Origin of the sequence: Affinundibacterium nitidum (genome assembly GCF_014284155.1) — a bacterium.
GTDB classification, from domain to species: Bacteria; Pseudomonadota; Gammaproteobacteria; order Burkholderiales; family Burkholderiaceae_D; genus Undibacterium; species Undibacterium nitidum.
The window spans coordinates 574,803-593,546 of sequence record NZ_JACOFZ010000001.1; the positions used below are offsets into that span (position 1 = coordinate 574,803).

At 44.1% G+C, this 18,744-nt stretch carries 14 protein-coding genes; 8 read left to right on the forward strand and 6 right to left on the reverse strand.

The window, feature by feature from the left end:
* Positions 1-2: 2 nt before the first annotated feature.
* From H8K36_RS02505 to H8K36_RS02520, 4 genes are all read right to left on the reverse strand, one after another.
* The gene (locus H8K36_RS02505) at positions 3-2,294 is read right to left on the reverse strand and encodes an ATP-binding protein (protein WP_186915238.1); all 2,292 of its coding nucleotides are present in this window, start codon (positions 2,292-2,294) and stop codon (positions 3-5) included.
* Positions 2,295-3,213: 919 nt separating this feature from the next.
* Positions 3,214-5,544 (reverse strand): methyl-accepting chemotaxis protein, encoded by a 2,331-nt coding sequence (locus H8K36_RS02510; protein ID WP_186915237.1) that lies wholly within the window; start codon positions 5,542-5,544, stop codon positions 3,214-3,216.
* A gap of 117 nt (positions 5,545-5,661) precedes the next feature.
* Complete coding sequence (locus H8K36_RS02515; RefSeq protein WP_186915236.1) at positions 5,662-6,015, reverse strand: CZB domain-containing protein; 354 nt, start codon at positions 6,013-6,015, stop codon at positions 5,662-5,664.
* A gap of 72 nt (positions 6,016-6,087) precedes the next feature.
* Complete coding sequence (locus H8K36_RS02520) at positions 6,088-7,731, reverse strand: sensor domain-containing diguanylate cyclase (protein WP_186915235.1); 1,644 nt, start codon at positions 7,729-7,731, stop codon at positions 6,088-6,090.
* Positions 7,732-8,136: 405 nt separating this feature from the next.
* On the opposite strand from H8K36_RS02520, the gene H8K36_RS02525 reads away from it, so the two are divergent.
* Complete coding sequence (locus H8K36_RS02525; RefSeq protein WP_186915234.1) at positions 8,137-8,994, forward strand: fused MFS/spermidine synthase; 858 nt, start codon at positions 8,137-8,139, stop codon at positions 8,992-8,994.
* Positions 8,995-9,559: 565 nt separating this feature from the next.
* On the opposite strand, the gene H8K36_RS02530 is transcribed toward H8K36_RS02525, so the two are convergent.
* A complete protein-coding gene (locus H8K36_RS02530; protein ID WP_186915233.1) occupies positions 9,560-11,926 on the reverse strand; it encodes a cache domain-containing protein in 2,367 nt (788 codons plus the stop codon).
* A gap of 433 nt (positions 11,927-12,359) precedes the next feature.
* Between H8K36_RS02530 and hemP the strand changes: the two genes are divergently transcribed.
* The 4 genes from hemP (at position 12,360) to H8K36_RS02550 (ending at position 14,570) form a co-directional block, all read left to right on the forward strand.
* Positions 12,360-12,545, forward strand: coding sequence for a hemin uptake protein HemP (gene hemP, locus H8K36_RS19565; RefSeq protein ID WP_186915232.1), 186 nt, complete (start codon positions 12,360-12,362; stop codon positions 12,543-12,545).
* Positions 12,546-12,595: 50 nt separating this feature from the next.
* Complete coding sequence (locus H8K36_RS02540) at positions 12,596-12,832, forward strand: hypothetical protein (RefSeq protein WP_186915231.1); 237 nt, start codon at positions 12,596-12,598, stop codon at positions 12,830-12,832.
* A gap of 25 nt (positions 12,833-12,857) precedes the next feature.
* Positions 12,858-14,108: a DUF2325 domain-containing protein gene (locus tag H8K36_RS02545; protein WP_186915230.1), complete on the forward strand. Its 1,251-nt coding sequence runs from the start codon at positions 12,858-12,860 to the stop codon at positions 14,106-14,108.
* 174 nt (positions 14,109-14,282) lie between these two features.
* Entirely contained in the window at positions 14,283-14,570 is a 288-nt protein-coding gene (locus H8K36_RS02550) for a hypothetical protein (protein ID WP_186915229.1), read from the forward strand.
* 276 nt (positions 14,571-14,846) lie between these two features.
* Here the strand turns inward: H8K36_RS02550 and H8K36_RS02555 are convergent, their stop codons facing one another.
* Positions 14,847-15,956 (reverse strand): agmatine deiminase family protein, encoded by a 1,110-nt coding sequence (locus H8K36_RS02555; protein WP_230404273.1) that lies wholly within the window; start codon positions 15,954-15,956, stop codon positions 14,847-14,849.
* 198 nt (positions 15,957-16,154) lie between these two features.
* On the opposite strand from H8K36_RS02555, the gene H8K36_RS02560 reads away from it, so the two are divergent.
* The 3 genes from H8K36_RS02560 (at position 16,155) to H8K36_RS02570 (ending at position 18,624) form a co-directional block, all read left to right on the forward strand.
* Entirely contained in the window at positions 16,155-17,042 is an 888-nt protein-coding gene (locus H8K36_RS02560; protein ID WP_186915227.1) for a LysR family transcriptional regulator, read from the forward strand.
* Between the two features lie 114 nt (positions 17,043-17,156).
* Positions 17,157-17,528, forward strand: a complete 372-nt coding sequence (locus tag H8K36_RS02565; protein WP_186915226.1) for a hypothetical protein — start codon at positions 17,157-17,159, stop codon at positions 17,526-17,528.
* A 136-nt stretch (positions 17,529-17,664) separates the two neighbouring features.
* Positions 17,665-18,624, forward strand: coding sequence for a DUF932 domain-containing protein (locus H8K36_RS02570; RefSeq protein WP_186915225.1), 960 nt, complete (start codon positions 17,665-17,667; stop codon positions 18,622-18,624).
* The last annotated feature ends 120 nt before the right edge of the window (positions 18,625-18,744 follow it).

Here is an 18,744-nt window from a genome sequence, read left to right on the forward strand (position 1 = left end):
ACTCAACGAGGAATCAAGATGGTAATTGTAGTGCCGACATCGAATGTCGAGCGAATAGTAGCACTTCCACCGATTACCTCAGCACGTTCCCTGATCCCGATTAGTCCAAGTGAACCATGAAATTCTCTTGTCGTATCAAATCCAATGCCATCGTCATGAATTTCCAATTGAAAAAATGACTGTTCGTGACGTCCTCGAATAGTAATTACTTTCGCGTTCGCATATCGAACCACATTAGTTGTCGCTTCTTGTACAATTCTAAATAACTGAGTCGCTTCCTCATTTACTAGTCCATGGTCGTCAGGTATGTCAATGTTAAAGCGAGTACTGCTATTCGACAATTGAATACTCAAGTAGTGATTCAATGCAGGCGCCAATCCTAGATCATCAAGTAGAGGTGGTCTCAATTCTGCCGCAATCCGGCGCGAAATTTGAATGCCGGATTTAATCGCTTCTGTAAGAGCATCATTCTGATCTTTGGCTAGACTCCCAGGCGCAAGTGTCTTAATAATCATTTTTATCGCAGTAAAAATTTGACCGATTTGATCGTGAACTTCTCTTGAAATTCTTTTTCGTTCTGACTCTATCGCATTCACTGAACCAACCGAAAACTGCCTAATTTTATCCTTTGCGACCTGTAAGTCCACGGTACGCACCAATACCCGCTGTTCCAAATTCAAATTACTCTCAAGCAGTTCATAATAGAGAGTCTTGCGCCTCCGCCGCTCTTTTAGCCAGAAGAAAACAGAGAAAAAAGTTAATGATCCAGCCGCTAGCGAAGCAAGCCATTCAAGTTGTATTGTCCGCTCGCTCTGTAAGTTAAGTTGCTGTCCCAACTTTTCAGTTCGCATTTTCAATAAGTTATCGACGGCCCGAAGTTCAATTCTAATCTTCTCACCGGCAAGCTTTCCGGCCGCTAAAAGCTCTTTAAGATCCCTTGTACCGACATCTTTATGGACGTTCACTCTAGAAATTTTATCGACTATTTGTCTAAGTACGCTAGTTTGATTTTCAAGTTCAATCAAGTTGAAGGCTTCAATATCTGTCTTTATTAACTCTCCTTTCAACTTATTCAAAGATTGAAAAATTTCTTCTAGTCTGGTACCTGTTCGTAAGGTCTGCACTCGATCGTTGCCATTCAAACTTACTTGCTGTGAATCATCTAAATGGTCAAATCGGGTCACCAACTCTGCAATATGCGCTCTCTCAGCACTCGCTTTAAGTTGATGATCGGCAGTTTGTCTAATTTTTTCAATACTTGAATGCGTTAGCGACGCGACAGATGTCGTTATCAAAAGCGCGCAAATCAATAGAAACAATGACGGCCAAAGTTCAAAAATATCTCGTCCTAAGATATCGTTTTCTCTCAAATTCGAATTGGAAATTGACAAAGTCTTCGGTAACCAATAAGTCAGAATTGCACCTAAACTTGCAACTGAAAAACCAAAAAGGAGAAGCAGAAGGTAAGTTCTTTCCTTCGAAACGTTAAGCTGCTCTATAGGAGCACCGATCGCAATGTACCAATCCCAATTTGGCACTTTAACGACCAATCCTTTCACCAGAATTCCATCCAAGGTCTTACCATCGAACAGATTTGTATTTTGCTTTCTGATCGCTGTCACCAGCTCTGGGGCCGCGAGCTTCCCCACGAAAACATCTGGCAGTCGGGAGCGAGCAACAACACGCCCGTCCTTGAAAACAATTCCTATGGTCCAGTCGGGTGGCAAGTTCTGCGCCAAAAGCATTTCGTTTAGTGAGTTTGTAAGAAAAATCAAACGCAAGCAATAAATCACCTTACCATCTCTAATTATTGGAAAACCAAGTGAAGTTACACTATTCAAACTCACTGGTGAGATATAAGGGCCAGAAACGGCGGGCTTTCCAGTTTCAAAAACTTCTGCCAAAACTGTTCTCTCTTCACTAGTCAATCTCTCTCCATCGAAAGACTTTAGTGTTTCAAATACGATTGTTTGATCATGAGAAACTAGTGAAATCGAGTGAATCTCTGGCGAAGCCGCACTGATTCTCTGGGCGTGTAGATAAAGCTCATGTAAGTCCCCCCTTTGAGCAGCTTCGGAGGTGGCAATTGAAGACAAGTAAGCCAAATTTGTTTTTAAGTGTTCCGCTATAACTTTGGCCGTTACTTGCGCGCCGTCTACGAGCTGGCTTTCAGTCTTATTTCGCTCGGATTTTGAAAATTCATCGGTCGCAAATATAGCGAAAATTAAAAACGGCAAGATTGATAAAATAGATAAAGATATCAACCAAAATCGTGTTCGGGTGGAAGTCAACACATTCCTTTCTTAGCAGGACACATCAATTTTACAAAACAACAAATTAAAATGATTAACCAATTCTCATTCAGAAACTGTCCCTCAATCATTCTTGTGTGAATCATGTTGAATGAATTCAGATGCAACACGCCCCAAATAAAACAATAGCGCTCCGATTAAACAACAAGAAATAGTGCCATCGCCATATTTCGTGCTGTCTTTCGATATTTTCTCAAGAAGGGCGGTATTTCGGGCCGATTTAGATTCACCCTGAGTTATTTCATCATCAATTCTTACTTGCGACGAATTCTCCGAATTAGACAATTTCTCATACGCGGGTCGACTTTTTTGCTACCTACAAGAGTTCACTAAACGACTAGAAATACTGCGATGGTGTTTCGAATATCAACGAGTAATGCAATGAATTGCAACGACGAAGTGTAGGTGCTACTGGAATAAAAAACTCCGTTTATTCATAAAACGAGAACGCTATTACTCAAGCACATTTCGATATTTTCAATCGAAGTCAATATCTGGGACGGAAATCTCCAATCTTCTTCCGCACTTCTCTTATTGACCAGCCGGTTTCCTCATGTATTCTAACCAATAATGTCGCTCCTATCGAAAGTTCTTTATGTCGAATTTTGCTCATCGCAGGGGGATTTATCCCTAACATAACGCATAATGCTGAATCGTTTAACAACCCAAAATGAGTCCGTAGTTCATCGAGAAGTGCGTTTGGATCATAGTGAAAACATTCGGAGCTTGGCAAATTCAAAAAATTCATCTCCTTACCTTTCAATAATGGTTTCTTCGTGCAGTTTCAGTTCGATAAATGGCATAGGCCAATTTAGTCAGAATTTAAGACAAATAGAAAAACCGTGTCGCAGTCTCAATTGATACTCAAACTAAACAAATATAGAAGCATCTTCTCGCATAACTAAGTAAAACCAAGTCGTTTCACACTTGAAAGGACGAGGACCACCTCACTCGTCGCCGTTGAAAAGACAGTTCCATGGGCGAGAGCCTCTTCTGCTTCTGAGAATTTTTTACTATTAATCAGTTCACCCACCTGCCCAGCAACACGATGAAATCGAGCATGCTTCTCGACTAGACTCGTGAACGTTTGGCGTCCACGCATACGTTGACCTTCTGAATAGATCCATTTTCCGAGGGCACAGCAGTCATCCCGTGACAGCGTCTGTACATCAACCTTTTCAGATCTTTCGATCATGTCGCGTAATTTTGCTTTCCATTGGCGATGCCCGTCGATAATAGCGTCAATATCGATACCTTCAACGACGACTGCCGTTGTATTACCAGGCAGTCTGAACTCATCAACTTGTGCAGCGAGTTGTACCGCAACTCCACACTGTGAATTTGCAGCAGCTGCAGTCTCTTCCACCAAAGCGGCATTTGCTTGCGTGTTTCGATCCAATTCACTTACCGCTTCACCGATTTGCGCAACACCAGTGCTTTGTTCCCTTGCTCCGTTCGCGACATCATCTAAAAGCGTCTTGATTCGGTCTGCGTTTTCAACGATTTCAACCATGGTAGCCCCAGCATTCTTAACGACAAGAGTACCGGATGTAATCTTCTCAGAACTCGTGGTAATCAGTCCCTTAATCTCTTTCGCGGCTTCTGCACTTCTACCTGCGAGTGCTCTTACCTCCGACGCAACAACCGCAAATCCTCTTCCTTGTTCACCAGCTCGGGCCGCTTCAACCGCGGCATTTAAAGCAAGTATATTTGTTTGAAACGCAATGCCATCGATGACACCAATAATGTCACTAATCTTTTTCGAAGACTCTTGGATTGTCTCCATCGTTTGAACCACATCTTTCATGACATCACCGCCACGTATCGCAGTGTTTGCATTTTCAATCGCAATCACCGAAGCTTGTTTAACAGATTCAGCAGTCATTTGTACAGTTGACGTTGTTTGTTCCAACGCGGCAGACGACTCTTCAAGGGCAGATGCAGCTGACTCAGTTCGAGCGGACAAATCTTGAGTACCTTGAGCGATTTCCAAACTTGATTTAACCACGTGGTCACTCGCGATTTGAACCGCCGAAACAGTGGCCCGCAATGAAACCTGCATGTGAGATATTTCCCTTAAAATCGAAGCCATTTCGTCACTGCCATTTCCATCGATGTCGTTTCTCAAATCCCCCATGGAAATTCTAATTAACTCCTTCCGCATTTTTCGAATACCGCCATCCATTGAGCGATAAAAGCCCAAAAAGAGGTAGAGTGCTAATGTGATTCCAAACGCAGAGATGATTAACGTAGTCCACTTTTCCTCATTCAATTTGGTTTGACGCGACTCAAGCATAATATCGAGAACAACGAGATTTTTCTCAATCTGTGTAAATTGTGAGGACAAAGTCCTGTTGGCGAGCTCAACGTACTCTATGCGATTCCCCTGCACTGCGGTTTGTCCGGCAGGAAAAGTATTTTTGACTACGTTTACAAAATTTGTGGTGGCTTCTACAGCATCAACAGACATTTGCGAAAAATAATTGGGCGAGGCGTTTTTTACTTTCTCAATGTCGAACTTTGCAAGTTGTAATTCATGTTCAATTACAGCGACCCGCTTCAAAATTCCATCAGACAATTCGGCTGTCACTGTCTGCGAGAACAGCGCAGTGCCGCCGAGGCCTCTGAGTTCAGCGGTTCTCTGAATCACTTGGGGCCCCCTCATTAGTACAGCACTCATCAAATAGTAGGAATCTAGATCTGGATCTAATGCAAGCCCAGAGGTATCAGTCACTCGGTCAAGGAGAAGTACAAGCGCGCGAGACAACTGTGTCATCGTTTGATAGATATCATCCGGGCTACCCTGCACATTTTTTGCCGCCTCGTATGCAATGCGTACCGCTGAAATCGATGAGGCAGTAGATAATTTGGCACCCAATTCCGCATCGACTAATTCAAGCTCACGAAATGCAATATCAAAGTTTTGCTTAGATTGCGACACCAGCGCAGCAGAGTCACCAAAGGCGGCACTTCTAGCGTGATAGCGCCACACACCTGCTCGTTCAAGCGCAGGAAAAATCTTGGCGGCGTAACGAACTCCAACTCTCTCTTGTGAGGTAAATTCACTCGATTTACTTGCATTAATCAAAAAATTGGCTATCAGCCATGTAATCGGAATAAAGAAAGCGACCGAAATTACCGTCATTTTCAGTGGAAACCGCAATTTTCTCATTAGTAGTGAGCTTGGGGAGAACAAAGATGTTGCGAGGAAGCGAGAAAAAACTTTTTTCATTATTTCCACCTAAACAATGTTTCCAAAACTAAACATTAACTGATATCACCTCAATTAATGGTTGTCATCAGACAACAAATTGCGGGGCGAGAAGTTTAACGATGACCCGGTATGCGGTCAGCCCACAATTTCTTTCTTTAGTTTCATAATTGATATGCCGACAGCCGACGATGCCGCCGCATATAGCGTTCCAATATCTAACATTCCCGCCGCCCTCTTAAAGTCTCTCGCGTTGATTGTCGATGCGATTTTGCCTGCTTCCACATGAAATTTCGCATGATTTGCGATGCACTCGTGATGCGCTGTCATATGCCCGAAATTTAATTTGCCTTCGCCATACAGCCACTTCCCGAGCTCACAACAATTATCTTTTGCAATGGTGACAGAGTCCATACTTTCTCGCCTTTTGATTACCAAACGGAACTTAGTTTTCCATTCTGCATATTTTTCGATAGCATTTTTAAGGTCCATTCTATTTTCCTTGATTACAATAGAACTGATTAAAAATTAAGCCACAAAAAACAGCAAGCGACAGCTACAAACCTAACCGAGTTGCTTAGCCATTTGTGCAACTCGTACTTGATTTCTCCCCTCATTTTTTGCCTCGTACAATGCAGCATCTGCCCGAGTCACTATCTCCGTTTCATTTCCATCCGAAATATCACAACCTGCTACGCCTAAGCTAATTGTGAGGTGTCCATTATGAGGAAACGAGTATCCTTGAACGATTTCCCGAGGTTTCTCGGCCACGTGGGTCGCGCCAAGAATGTCAGTTCCAGGAAGGCATACAAGAAACTCTTCTCCACCAAACCGAGCAACTGTGTCGACCTCGCGAGCATTCTCCTTCAAGAGTTTGGATAAAGTTTGCAAAGTCAGATCACCAACATCATGACCGTAAGTGTCATTCACTCGCTTAAAGTAGTCGATATCAAGAATGATCACGCAGTACGGGCTGGTCTTTCTTCTAAAAAAATTCCACAGCCGTGTCAGTTCTTCGTTCGCTGCGCGACGATTAGGAATATTCGTGAGTTGATCAACTCTAGCCAATACATGTAGTTCTTCAGCGCGCATTTTGAGCTGTTGATTCGCGGCTTGTAGTTCTGCCGTTCGCTCTTCGACGGTCGCTTCGAGTTTCCCGTTTGCTGCAGCCAAGCTCTCTTGCGCAGAAAAGAGTCGTTCTGTCATCGCTTGAATTGAGCGAGCTAATAGATTGAGTTCTGGAACATTTGATCGGACTTTCCAAGCACTTCTTTTCCCTGTTACTCGAATCTCATCAGCGTGTTTTGAAAGTCGTTCCAGTGGAAGACTAATCTGTTTTGCAATCCAATACGAAATGATAAACAATACCAATAGACTCGAAGCTGCGATCCGTATGACGATGATGTTAAGTTCAAAAACGGCTCCGTCGATTTGGTTGATTGGTTGCCGCGCGATCACTTTCCAACCCAGTTGTGTGTTCGTCGTGGAGTCGATAGGCATCGAAGAGAATTGATATTCAATCCCATCTTTCCAGAATGCTCGGTTGAACATGCTTGGTAACGATGGAACGACAGGAGCTTGAATAGTACCAATCGCCTCAAGTGGAGAAATTACATTATTCGATTTATCAACTATAAGAACGGAAATCTGTTCATCCTTTAGAGACTTTGCGAGAAATTCATCGATGATATGTTGCATCCACTTCCAGTGGACATGCGCGGCGACAACACCCTTAACACTATGGTTTTCACCAAAGACTGGGGCAGCGATGTCGATAAAACGAAGTGGGTTCGAATCATCGCCCTTGCCTAATAATTTAGCTAGGAGCACAGCTTCATGGAGGTCGCCAACATACGGTGCCCGCTTACCATTCGAATACCAAGGTCGACTTGAAACATCTTTTCCGACAAGTAAGTCATCAGCAGCATTTTCAACTACGCCGCCATTGTTTGCATATCCAATCCAAGCGTAAAGTGGATAGCTGTCTTTTAAATTACGGATCTCATTATTGAGTTCTGCATGATTGACGACTTTGGTTGCGAGATGTGATGACTTTGCCACCAGTTGAATTTCTCGTTCAGGCTCCTCTAAATTACTCGCTACTACTTTTGCAACACCATATGAAATATTGTTTAGGCGCTGGCCATAGTTTTTCAAAATATTCTCGGCTACAACACGCTCAATAATGAGCCCACTGACAATGGTCATGACCAGAAACAGAAGTCCGAAAGCAATAGTCAGTCGTATCCGAAAATTCAATCCTTTAACGTGCATGATTAAATACGACTCGCCGATGGTCGAGAACTACTCACTCGATTAGCTTTGTCTTTACTGTTTATGTGCTTAAATAGTATCCCTCGAACACGATTGCGTCTATTGCTTTACCTGTGAATGTTGTAGATTTGTGTATTGAGTTATAGAGACAAAAATGCAATAGGCGTTAGCATCATACTTACATGCCAGTTAACAAATATTTAACCGCTTAGACATCGAATATAGCTAGCAGTGTGAAATAAGACTACTCTCGCCCTGAAAGTTACGCACGACTATATGTTCACTACTTGGAGTTTTCATTTGTTACCTAGATTTGTATCACCTTTCGAGCAAGCCGCTATGTCTAGCAATGGCAAACCATTTGTATTTGAAGATGGCGGCGTTCGCACACTTCACTTTTCAGATCTATCAATCCAAAGTGCTATGTGGGTCGATCGCCCAAACGATTTAATGTTTGGTTACACACAATGTATGCTTGCTTTTTCCGTGGTGAACCCAACCCCCGAAAACATTCTTATTGTGGGTCTTGGTGGGGGATCACTCGTCAAGTATTGCTATCAACGATTTCCTCGCGCGAAAATAGTAGTTTTAGAAGTCGACGCTAACGTGATCGCCTTAAGCCCTGCATTTGACGTACCAGAGTGCTGCGATCGATTAACCATTCTTAATGTCGACGCACGAGAATTTGTTCGCCATGATGAAAAAGCTTTTGATGTAATACTACAAGATGGATTTGATTCTAATGGTATCGTGCCAGAAATGACCTCCGAGAGCTATTTTCGTGATTGTCACCGACTATTAACCCCAGATGGCATTTTCGTCTCGAATAATTGGGGATCGTCTCGATCAATTGGCGAGCAATTCGCTCGGTTACTCGCGGTCTTTGGAAATTCGAGCCTCACTTGGGGAAGGTGCAAAGACAGTCAAAACATCGTAAGCCTAGCATTCAAATCTAGCTACCAACTTTTTCAATCTAAATGCTCGGATACTCCAGTTTCTTTCGATTGCAAGGGCCTGCCTCAACTCAAGTTATTCGTTTCGAACTTGGTGTTTTTTCAGCCGAAAAATAAAAATGATTTTCCACTTCGAGACCGCACTCACTTGTCTGAAAACATCTCAGAATGGAATGCGAAGGAAATTCGAAAAAGCCTACTTATCGATTTTATACGTAAAGCATTTCAACTGGCGCAAAAATAAAGTCGGGACAACGCGTTTCACGATGCAGGAGATCTTGCAAGAAAGAAGGTCTTTAAAATCCAACGCACTTTGCAGAGGGGATTACCGGATCATTCGAACCCACGACTACTGCTGAAAGGAAAACGTATCGAAAACAAAAATCCGATTTTTTTTGAACTCGAATTAATGGATTAGATGCGCCCACCTGATGGCTATTTTCTAAATAGTAGTTTGACGCGCGGCACAAAACAATCAATACTAAAATCGGAATACCATCTATTTAACTGATGGAAATTGAACTCCCATTCGAGTTCTGAGTTCTCTAATAGACCAGTTTGTTTCCTCATGCAACCTTATCAATAATGTTGGTCCGATAGTCAATTTTTTATGACGTATCTTGCTTAAAACGGGAGGTGCCAGATCCAACTTTGCACATAAGGCCGCATCACTCTGGACGCCAAGATGGATGCGGACATCATTCAAAAATGCATTTGGATCGTACTGTGTTAACACGGAACAGTTTTGCTCGTCTTTACTCATTTTGACCTCTTAGTTATTTGTATAATTTAGAAAGCGTCGATATTTTCTAGCGAAGCTTAAAGTAAGCCATTAATTTCTGTAGCTGTTCTGATTGATCATGAAGCTCCTCCGCCGTTGCGGCTAACTGCTCGGAGGCTGACGCATTCTGTTGTGTTGTTTGATTCAGCTGTTCCATTGCGGTACTAATTTCCAAAATGCCTTGAGCTTGTTCAGACGATGCCGCTGTAATTTCCTGAACTAGATCTGCTGTTTTTCCTATGGTTGGAAGCATTTCAATTAAATGCTGTCCAGCTAGATCAGAGATTTTAAGTGTGTTCCCAGCGAGGTCGTCGATTTCCCTTGCTGCTGCCTGACTACGTTCCGCAAGTTTCCGCACCTCACTCGCGACTACCGCAAATCCTTTGCCGTGCTCACCCGCCCGAGCAGCTTCTATAGCAGCATTGAGCGCCAATAAGTTAGTTTGATAAGCGATGTCATCAATGATTGATATTTTCGCCGTGATCGACTTCATTGCATCGATCGATTCGGTCACCGCTTTACCGCTTTTCTTTGCGGTTTCAGTCGCTTGTTTAGCCATCTCTTCCGTGCTTTTTGAATTCTCTGAATTCTGACCAACCGAGGCGCTCATTTCTTCAATAGCAGAACTAGTCTTATCAACGCCTGCAGCCTGCTCTGAGGCAGATTGCGCTAAGCTTTGAGATGTTGCACTTACTTGCTCTGACGCAAGGCCAAGCGCGTCAGCTGCTTCCATGATGTCACTCATAATTTTCGCGAGTCGTGAAGAGGTGAGGTTCACATCGTCACGTAGCTTTCCAAAAGTACCTCCAAATTGATAATCGATTCGATGTGTTAGATCTCCTTGCGAAATTGTTTCGAGAACTCTCGCGACCTCAGAAAGACCTGTTTCGCTCGTCGAAATGAGTCTGTTCATACTTTGAGCTAGTTGCAAATAGAAACCGGCTTTCGATGTTTCTTCAACACGCTTAGAAAAGTCACCTACCGCCGCCGCGTTCACTATTTCACCAATTTCTTCTTCTGCGCGAATTTGATCTGTGACATCGAGCCATTGTCCAATTGTTCCCAGTTTTTCATCGCTTTTGGAAAGAACAACCGAAGTAATGACATCATAAGTTCTTCCGCCAAGTTCCATGCGGGTTCGGACAGTCCCGTTGAGATTGCGCAAACGTTCAAGTGCGGCATTCGGGTCAGCATAGAAGACGCCAATGTTTCCACCTTCAACCTTGGACGCATCAAAATGTGGTATCAACCTTTTGAAAGCAGCCTCATCTCTTTTCAACGTGTTACGGAGTTCATTATTGATATAAATGATCGTTCCATCCAACGCTGCAATTCGAACCGGTACGGCGACAGCATCTAATGCCATGCGGATCCGATGATTTTCCGTGGCGATGTTGGCGGCTTTTTTCAGGTTATCACTCATCGCTTTTAGTGCCCGCAAGAGATCGCTAGTCTCATCCTCTGACAATATACGAATTTCTTGAGAAAAATCGCCTTCACCAACGCGTTGCGCAACATCTACCGCTAGCTTTACAACAGCATCGAGTGAGTTCTTTATCCTCTGCGTGTCTTTCGCGATCTTCTCAGCTTCGACCAAGCTACTATTCATTTCACGTAGCGCCTTTAGCAAATCACCCGTCTCATCATGTGTTTCAATACGAATTTCTTGCGTGAAATCGCCTTTCGCAACGGTTTTTGCGACGTGAACCGCGTAATTCACAGGCTTGGAGATCTCAACACTAATGACTTGGCAGAACCAAAATAAAATAAAAGACATTAATATTGCGCCAAATAATGCCAAACCTGAACGCGTCCAGAACGCAGCATTTACGGTATCGACATAAACGCCAGAGCCAATGAGCCATCCCCAATCTGAGAAACCTTTGACATACGACACTTTTTCAACTGGTTTGTCTTGTCCTGGCTTGGGCCACATATAAAAGACAAATCCTGCCCCATTTGCTTTGACTGTAGTTACAAACTCGACAAACAAGTGTTTTCCATCTGGATCCTTGACGTCTGCTACATCTTTGCCATCGAGCTCGGGTTTAATCGGGTGCATCAACATTTTGACATTCATGTCGTTCACCCAAAAATACTCCTGTCCCGAATATCGTAAGCGACTGACAGCTTTGAGTGCTGCTGTTTTTGCTTCCCCTTCAGTCATAATCCCTTTATCACTTTGGGAGTGATAAAAATCGATAATTCCATGCGCGGTTTCGACAGCTTGCCTTACGCTAGTTTGCCTCTCTTCCATCAATAAACGTTTTTCGGAAATCAAAAAAATCACAGTTAGTACAATCACCCCTAATGCGGCAACATAAGCTAACAGGCGTAATTTTCTCTGAATTGAAAGATTGGTGATGCGGTCAGAAATGATGCTGTTCGACAACATATGTAATCCTAAAAATCGACACAATGTTCAACGGTCGGTGATTCCAATTTAACCCAAAAACTGTCAACAGCATTGCGCGGATTTGCTCCATGGTCAAGTTCGGTTTCTGGCCATGTTGTTTCCTCGCAGCAATCGACAAAAGCAAAAAAGATCTTCCTGCAGCGCCCGTAATTTCGTAGACAACTCTTAAATTCCAATTTGTAGCTTGCTCTAAGGCTCGCACGAGATATTTTTCAATTAACAAAAAGGAAAATTACTTTTACGTTGAGCCTACTCCCCGCAGTGATCAATGATAAAGGTACTGCCCTGCTCTCCTTTTGTTATGAACGGTATTAAATGGGGCAACGGAAAAGTCAATTCTGTCAAAATCAATTGCAAATGATAATGATTCTCATTTACAATTAAATCGAGTCAACTTCAAATTGCATAAATCATGGACATTCAAGATCATCAATCACCAGAACCAATCTTATTGAAAACGAAGCGCAACGACGGGACATCGCTGCGGCATTCGAGTAAAGATATCTTGCAAGGATTCAAAGAAATTGAAATTGAACATCAAGGCTCGATTTATCGCTTGCGATGTACATCACTAGGAAAACTCATCCTGACAAAGTAACAGCATGTACACCTCTCCTCGTTTTATCCAAACCACTGATGAGATTAACCATGAAAAATAAAGCCTGTCACCAAGTAAGCATTGCAAACAGCAAGTTAGGCGAGGTCATAATTTGCCCAGAATGTGGAGTAGTACACCTCAGCCTCCAGTCCATTTCTATACGACTCGATGTCGATGCGTTTGCCGAGCTGGCACAAATGGTGACACAGGCGCAAACCATCATCGAGCATGCGAAACAGGTTTCGCAAGATCAAAGGATTCACGAAACACCACATAACATTCACTAGGTATCGTCAACACAAGGAAGCCATCATGTGCGGAAAACACGCATCACTTTCAAGCTGCCATACTACTTTCACGTCTCATACAACAGGCTCTCGACGTCGACGCTTGTGGGATTTGTCTCGCGATACGCATTGCCCCGTGATTGGTGTTTGCATTCCCTTGACGGTCTTGCGTAAATTGATGAATAAGGGCTTGGGTGGCAATGTACAAGCAGATGACTATGAAATTCATGTCGGAGCAATTGCTGAATGCAACGAACGCAATCGAATCTCAGAAATTTTGCAAGATGACCTAGACCGTCGCTATGCACGGACCATCAAACAATTTCGCACAGCAAAGACGCAAGAGGCCTTAGTCCAAATGTGGATTGAAGCGATTTATCAAGGTGATGTTGCAGGTGCATTTTGGGCTGGGCTAACTCATCCGCTGTGCGATATCAGGATTCAAGAAGGCATGTGCCGAGACATGCATATGCTCCAACATCAAGCTGGGGCCACCATTCGTGCGGACATCGTGCGGTTCAATGCTTTGCTAGAGGAAAACGCAATTTTGAGTCGAGAAATTGGTCGTTTTCAAGAACGTCATACCCGGCAAATCCAGGAAAAAACGCAGGACATCGAAAACCTGCAGAAAACTATCGTTCTGATGCGCGCCGAGTTGATTGGTAAAGACAGTACTATCGACTACCTTAATAAAGACTTGCAAGAGATCAGGCTCACCGTTCCTGAACTCGCAAATCGCCAAAAACTTCAACAAAAACTCAAAGAAGCACATTCCCGTAACGAAGAATTAGACGAGCAAATACGAGAACTCAAGCTACGCCTACAGACGCAACAACGCCGACATACTGCGGAGCCTTGTTCTGAAATACCGCGACAAGAACGAGCACAAGAATCGAGTGAGTCAAGAATTCACCGAACGATTCCGATTGCACTTCACCTACAACAAAAAAATGTGCTTTGTGTAGGCGGCCGCAGCGGAAACGTCGCGAGCTACCGAGATCTAATCGAACGTGTAGGTGGTCATTTTGCGCACCACGATGGTGGCATGGAAGATAGCCCCAGTAAGCTCGATAGCAGCCTCGCTGCAGCTGATTTAGTCATCTGCCAAACTGGATGTATCAGCCACAATGCATACTGGCGCGTCAAAGAGTTTTGCAAGCGGACCGGCAAACAATGTGTGTTCGTCGAGAACCCCAGCGTGTCGTCCTTGGCGCGTGGTCTCGAGCAAGCGACTGAAGAGTTGGCGACTGAAACAGAAACCGCACGTTCCACATAGACAGCTTTGTTCGAGACAACCAAGTTCGAACATGCCAAGCACAACCTTTAACGACGAATGGCGCCGCTTGCGACCACAGTTTCAAAATCAAGTGCGATGAAAGGTGAATTGAAGGAACGCTGATATACAGGCGTATCAGTTGAATACTAATCGGCACTTAAAAAAGGAGTATGTATGAGCACACTAGCAATCTGTATTTTTATCCTAAGCACCATCATTGCAACTAGTTTGGCTTACCTTTGCCTCCAAAATCAGCGTCTGTTGACAAAACCCCTTACCACGATACCTTGGATGAGCTGCGCCGCTTTGGTACATCTAAACGCCTTCTTTACTGCGCATACTTACATCGGTCCTTGGAAAGCCCTCGCAGTGATGGGATTAGCAAATGCAATCATGTTAGTTCTGATTTCATTCTTCGATAGCTTTCTGAGAAAGCGTCGCTCCACAGCGAATTACGGCTAAACGATTCATCTCAAAAAACCATACTATCGCCGCCACACAAGGTCCGTCGAAATTGAATATGGTACAAGCCAGCGCTATGCGGAAACCACTGCACAGTGGTCGCAAGCGCACGAAATTTGACTCGATGAGGGCACCTGCACCTACATACTTCGCGGCTTGGCGCCACCAGTTTCCAGAAGCACATATACCTTAGTGCACGAATCATGCTCGTGTAAATCTATATTTCGAGGAAAGACAAGTCTCGGACGGATACCTTGAACGTAATAAATGTGTTGCCTATTGTTGCTGTGTGGCGCAATGTATACCACCGCCACCCGCAGAGATGGGATCAATATTCAATGCAATGACTCGTCGGTTTGGAAAGGCTTTCTCTAGAGTTGCCTTGGCTAAGGCGTCTGTTTCCATATCACCAAATTGGGGCATGATAACGGCGCCATTGACAACATAGAAATTGATGTAGCCTGCTGCAAATTCCTTACTCTCATAATCGGAACGCACTTTAGATGGTGCATCTAGCACTAGTACATTGAATGGATTCCCTTTAGCATCTGTTGATTTCTTTAGAATGTCTAAATGTAGGCGAGTGATCGCATAATCATAAGATGCTTGATCATGCTCTAAGCCTGCTATCACCACACCGGGGCTCGCAAAACGTGCATAAAAGTCGGTATGCCCATCAGTGATATCCTTACCCGCAATACCTGGCAACCAGATCACTTTTTGTATCCCCAAAAGTTTTTTTAATTCCGCCTCACAGGCAACTTTGCTCACACCGGGGTTGCGATTTGGGTTCAGTACACCACTTTCCGTGATGATCGCTGTCCCTTGCCCGTCGACCTCAATCCCACCGCCTTCTAAGACGAGCTTGGTATTCAACATCGTTCGTCCAGACAACTCGCACACCTTCTTCGAAACACCAGCATCGCGTTGGTAGCTCTGCTTCTTTCCCCATCCATTAAAGTTGAAGTTCACGCCAGCTTGCTCACCTCGATTGTTTTTCACAAATACCGGCCCTGTATCGCGTATCCATAAATCATCGATCTCAGCTATATGCAAGGTCACACGCGGATCAAGTTTTTGTTTAGCCAAGGTATAGTCGTTCGCATTGACCAACATATTTACTGGCTCAAACTGCACAATCGCATTCGCAATGTTGGCTAAGGTATTTTTTACTGGCATAGCCAACTCAGGGCCCCACACATTCGCGTTAGCGACAAAAGCCATCCAGGTTGCCGTATGCGGTTCAGCTTCGTCGGGCATACGCCAGCCTTTCAGGTTGTTTTCCGGAGTTGATGCCGTTGCCCCAGTAGATGAAGAAGGGGATGATGTGCTTTCCGCCCGAGCATCTTCACCACCGCAAGCAGCTAACATAGAAGCCAAGCTCATGCTTGCTCCCAATTGCAAGAATCTTCTACGTGTATTCATTTGATTCATCTTTCATCTATTCAATTAAACGGGTCGACCTATCAGCAGTTTGCCGCAAGAAAAGGCGGGCTGAGATTCAATAAATGAGAGTATAAAACCAAATTAAATTGAGATATATTGATCTTTATTGCCACAATTAATCAATAAATCTCATACCTTATGAAAAATATACCCTCATTACGCCATCTAGTGGGATTTGAAGCAGCAGCACGCTTAGGCAACTTCTCAAGAGCGGCGGAAGAATTGCATCTATCGCAGTCAGCGATAAGTCATCAAGTTCAACAATTGGAAGAGCAACTAGGCCAGCCTATGTTCCATCGCGTTGGGCGCGGCGTTGAATTGACTGTGGCAGGCGAGGTGCTCTTTCAAACCGTACAAAAATCACTCCACACTTTAAATCAAGGATTAAATCGAATAACGACATATCTTGACCCGGGCTTAATCGTAATTGTCGCTCCCGCCCCTTTTATCCAAGGTTGGTTGCAAGGCAAAATCAATGAGGCGCAAGAACAGGACCCATCGCTATTGCCCGTCTTATCAACGGATCAAACGGCAAGATTCATTGATGAAGTTGATGTGGATATTCATATCAGTGAATATCCTTTGAAGCATGCCAATGTGGAGGAGTGTCCACTGTTTCAGGATGAATGGATAGTCGTGGCAAACCCAAAATTGGCGAACAAAATCGATATGAATAATTTGAAAAACTTACGACTATTTTGTTTGGAGAAAAGCCTAGCTGATGACAGCATTAACAATCAATTACAAGAGCAGCTCAGCCCTTGCAAAAAAGCAGGGTTCTACGATGATATCTGTTTACTCGTCAACGTCATTAAGCAGCAACAGGGTATCGCCTGTGTCCCTTATTCCGCCGTCGCACGCGATATTGAATTGGGCGCCCTAACCCGCCTCCCCTTCTTCGCTAGTAGCCCAAGTCGCACATGGTGGATTTCGCGCATGGCCGGAGAAACGCGCTCGACGAAAGTCGTTGAACTATTTAACTATTTGCTTAGAGATAGGGAGAGACTGGGAAATCTAGACAGATAATCCAAATAATTTCACATATATATCCTCTAGGTGAATTGAAGCAATCTCTTTTGCTCAATGACAGCGTTCATCACTGCTGAACGTCTCAATCACATTCACTGAAAGGAATACTTAATGACTAAGCAATGTCCAAGTTGCGGATCAACGCAAGTCAGCAGTGCGAATTACGGCAGAAAAATTGGCGGTACAGTTGGCACCGTTGGTGGCGCGGCAGCTGGGGCTGCTGGTGCCCTTAGCGGCGCTGAGGCGGGTACGAGTATCGGATTTATCTTCGGACCCACTGGCGCTGTATTAGGCGGTCTAGCAGGTGCTCTATTTGGCGCACTAATTGGTGGTTCTACCGGGTGCGTCGCTGGCGTTAAACTAGGTGAAACCTTTGATGACCACATCTTCACGCATCATCAGTGCTCAAGTTGCGGTCATGAATTTAACTTGAGCACAGAAGCCCCTTCTTCACCAAGTTCTAGCAATACCCATTCCACTTAGTTCGCAACACTTCTATCGTTCATTTCTTAGACGATCTGTCTTTCTTTGCAGTCCCGCCCCCATTTACGACATTCAATTGCATTTTGCATTTGGATGCCGCTTTACACCTATTCATTACTTTAAAAAAGGAATCATCATGGCACATCATGTTCACTCTATGGCGTACGTCAACGAAGTACCTTGGCATGGTCTCGGCAATCAACTTACCAAAAAGCAGTCCATCGAAGTATGGGCACAGCAAGCAGGAATGGCATTTGACATCAAGGAGTCACCTGTTCGCTTTATGACCGAGAGCGCTGGAAGCCTCGGCGCGATCATGTCGTTTCCAGAACAAAAAGTTTTATATCGCTCCGATACGAAAGCTGCTTTGTCTGTCGTCTCGAATCGATATCAAGTTGTGCAACCTCGTGAGATCTTAGAGTTCTATCGCGACTTAACAGAAATTTCTGGCTTTGAACTCGAAACCGCAGGCGTTCTAAAAGAAGGTCGCAAGGTTTGGGCACTAGCCAAGACCAATCATTCAACAGAATTGAAAGGCAAAGACACGGTAAATGGCTACCTATTGTTAGCGACCGCATGCGATGGGACACTAGCAACTACAGCGCAATTTACGAGCGTCAGAGTATGTTGCCACAATACGCTCGCTGTTGCGCTAAACGGCAGCAACAACGCGATCAAAGTGCCACATAACACGACTTTTGATGCACAAACAGTTAAGCGTCAATTAGGAATTTCGGTAACGTCTTGGGATGAATTTATGTACAGGATGAAAATGCTTTCAGAGCGAAAACTGAAATCAATTGAAGTCTCTCGATTCCTACTTAACGTCTTCACAGATTCTAATTCAGCGTCAACGGGACTCTCGAATGAACGTGCAATTAAGAAGGTAGAAGAGCTTTTCAATGGACAAGGGAAAGGCTCAGAACTAGCTTCGTCGAAAAACTCAAGTTGGGGGATACTCAATGCGGTGACCCAATACGTTGATCATGAACGTCGTGCAAAGTCGATAGACCATCGCTTAGACTCGGCTTGGTTCGGAAATGGAGCCTCGATAAAGCAAAAAGCGATGGATCAAGCCATATTAACAATTAATTAACACCAACATCAATCCCACAATCATTCAACAACAGATCGTGTCTTTCGGCATTATGGGCACAATAAACTGAAAATGCTAAATCCCTGCCCGGTCGAGTGAATGCTCGCCGGGCTTTTTATT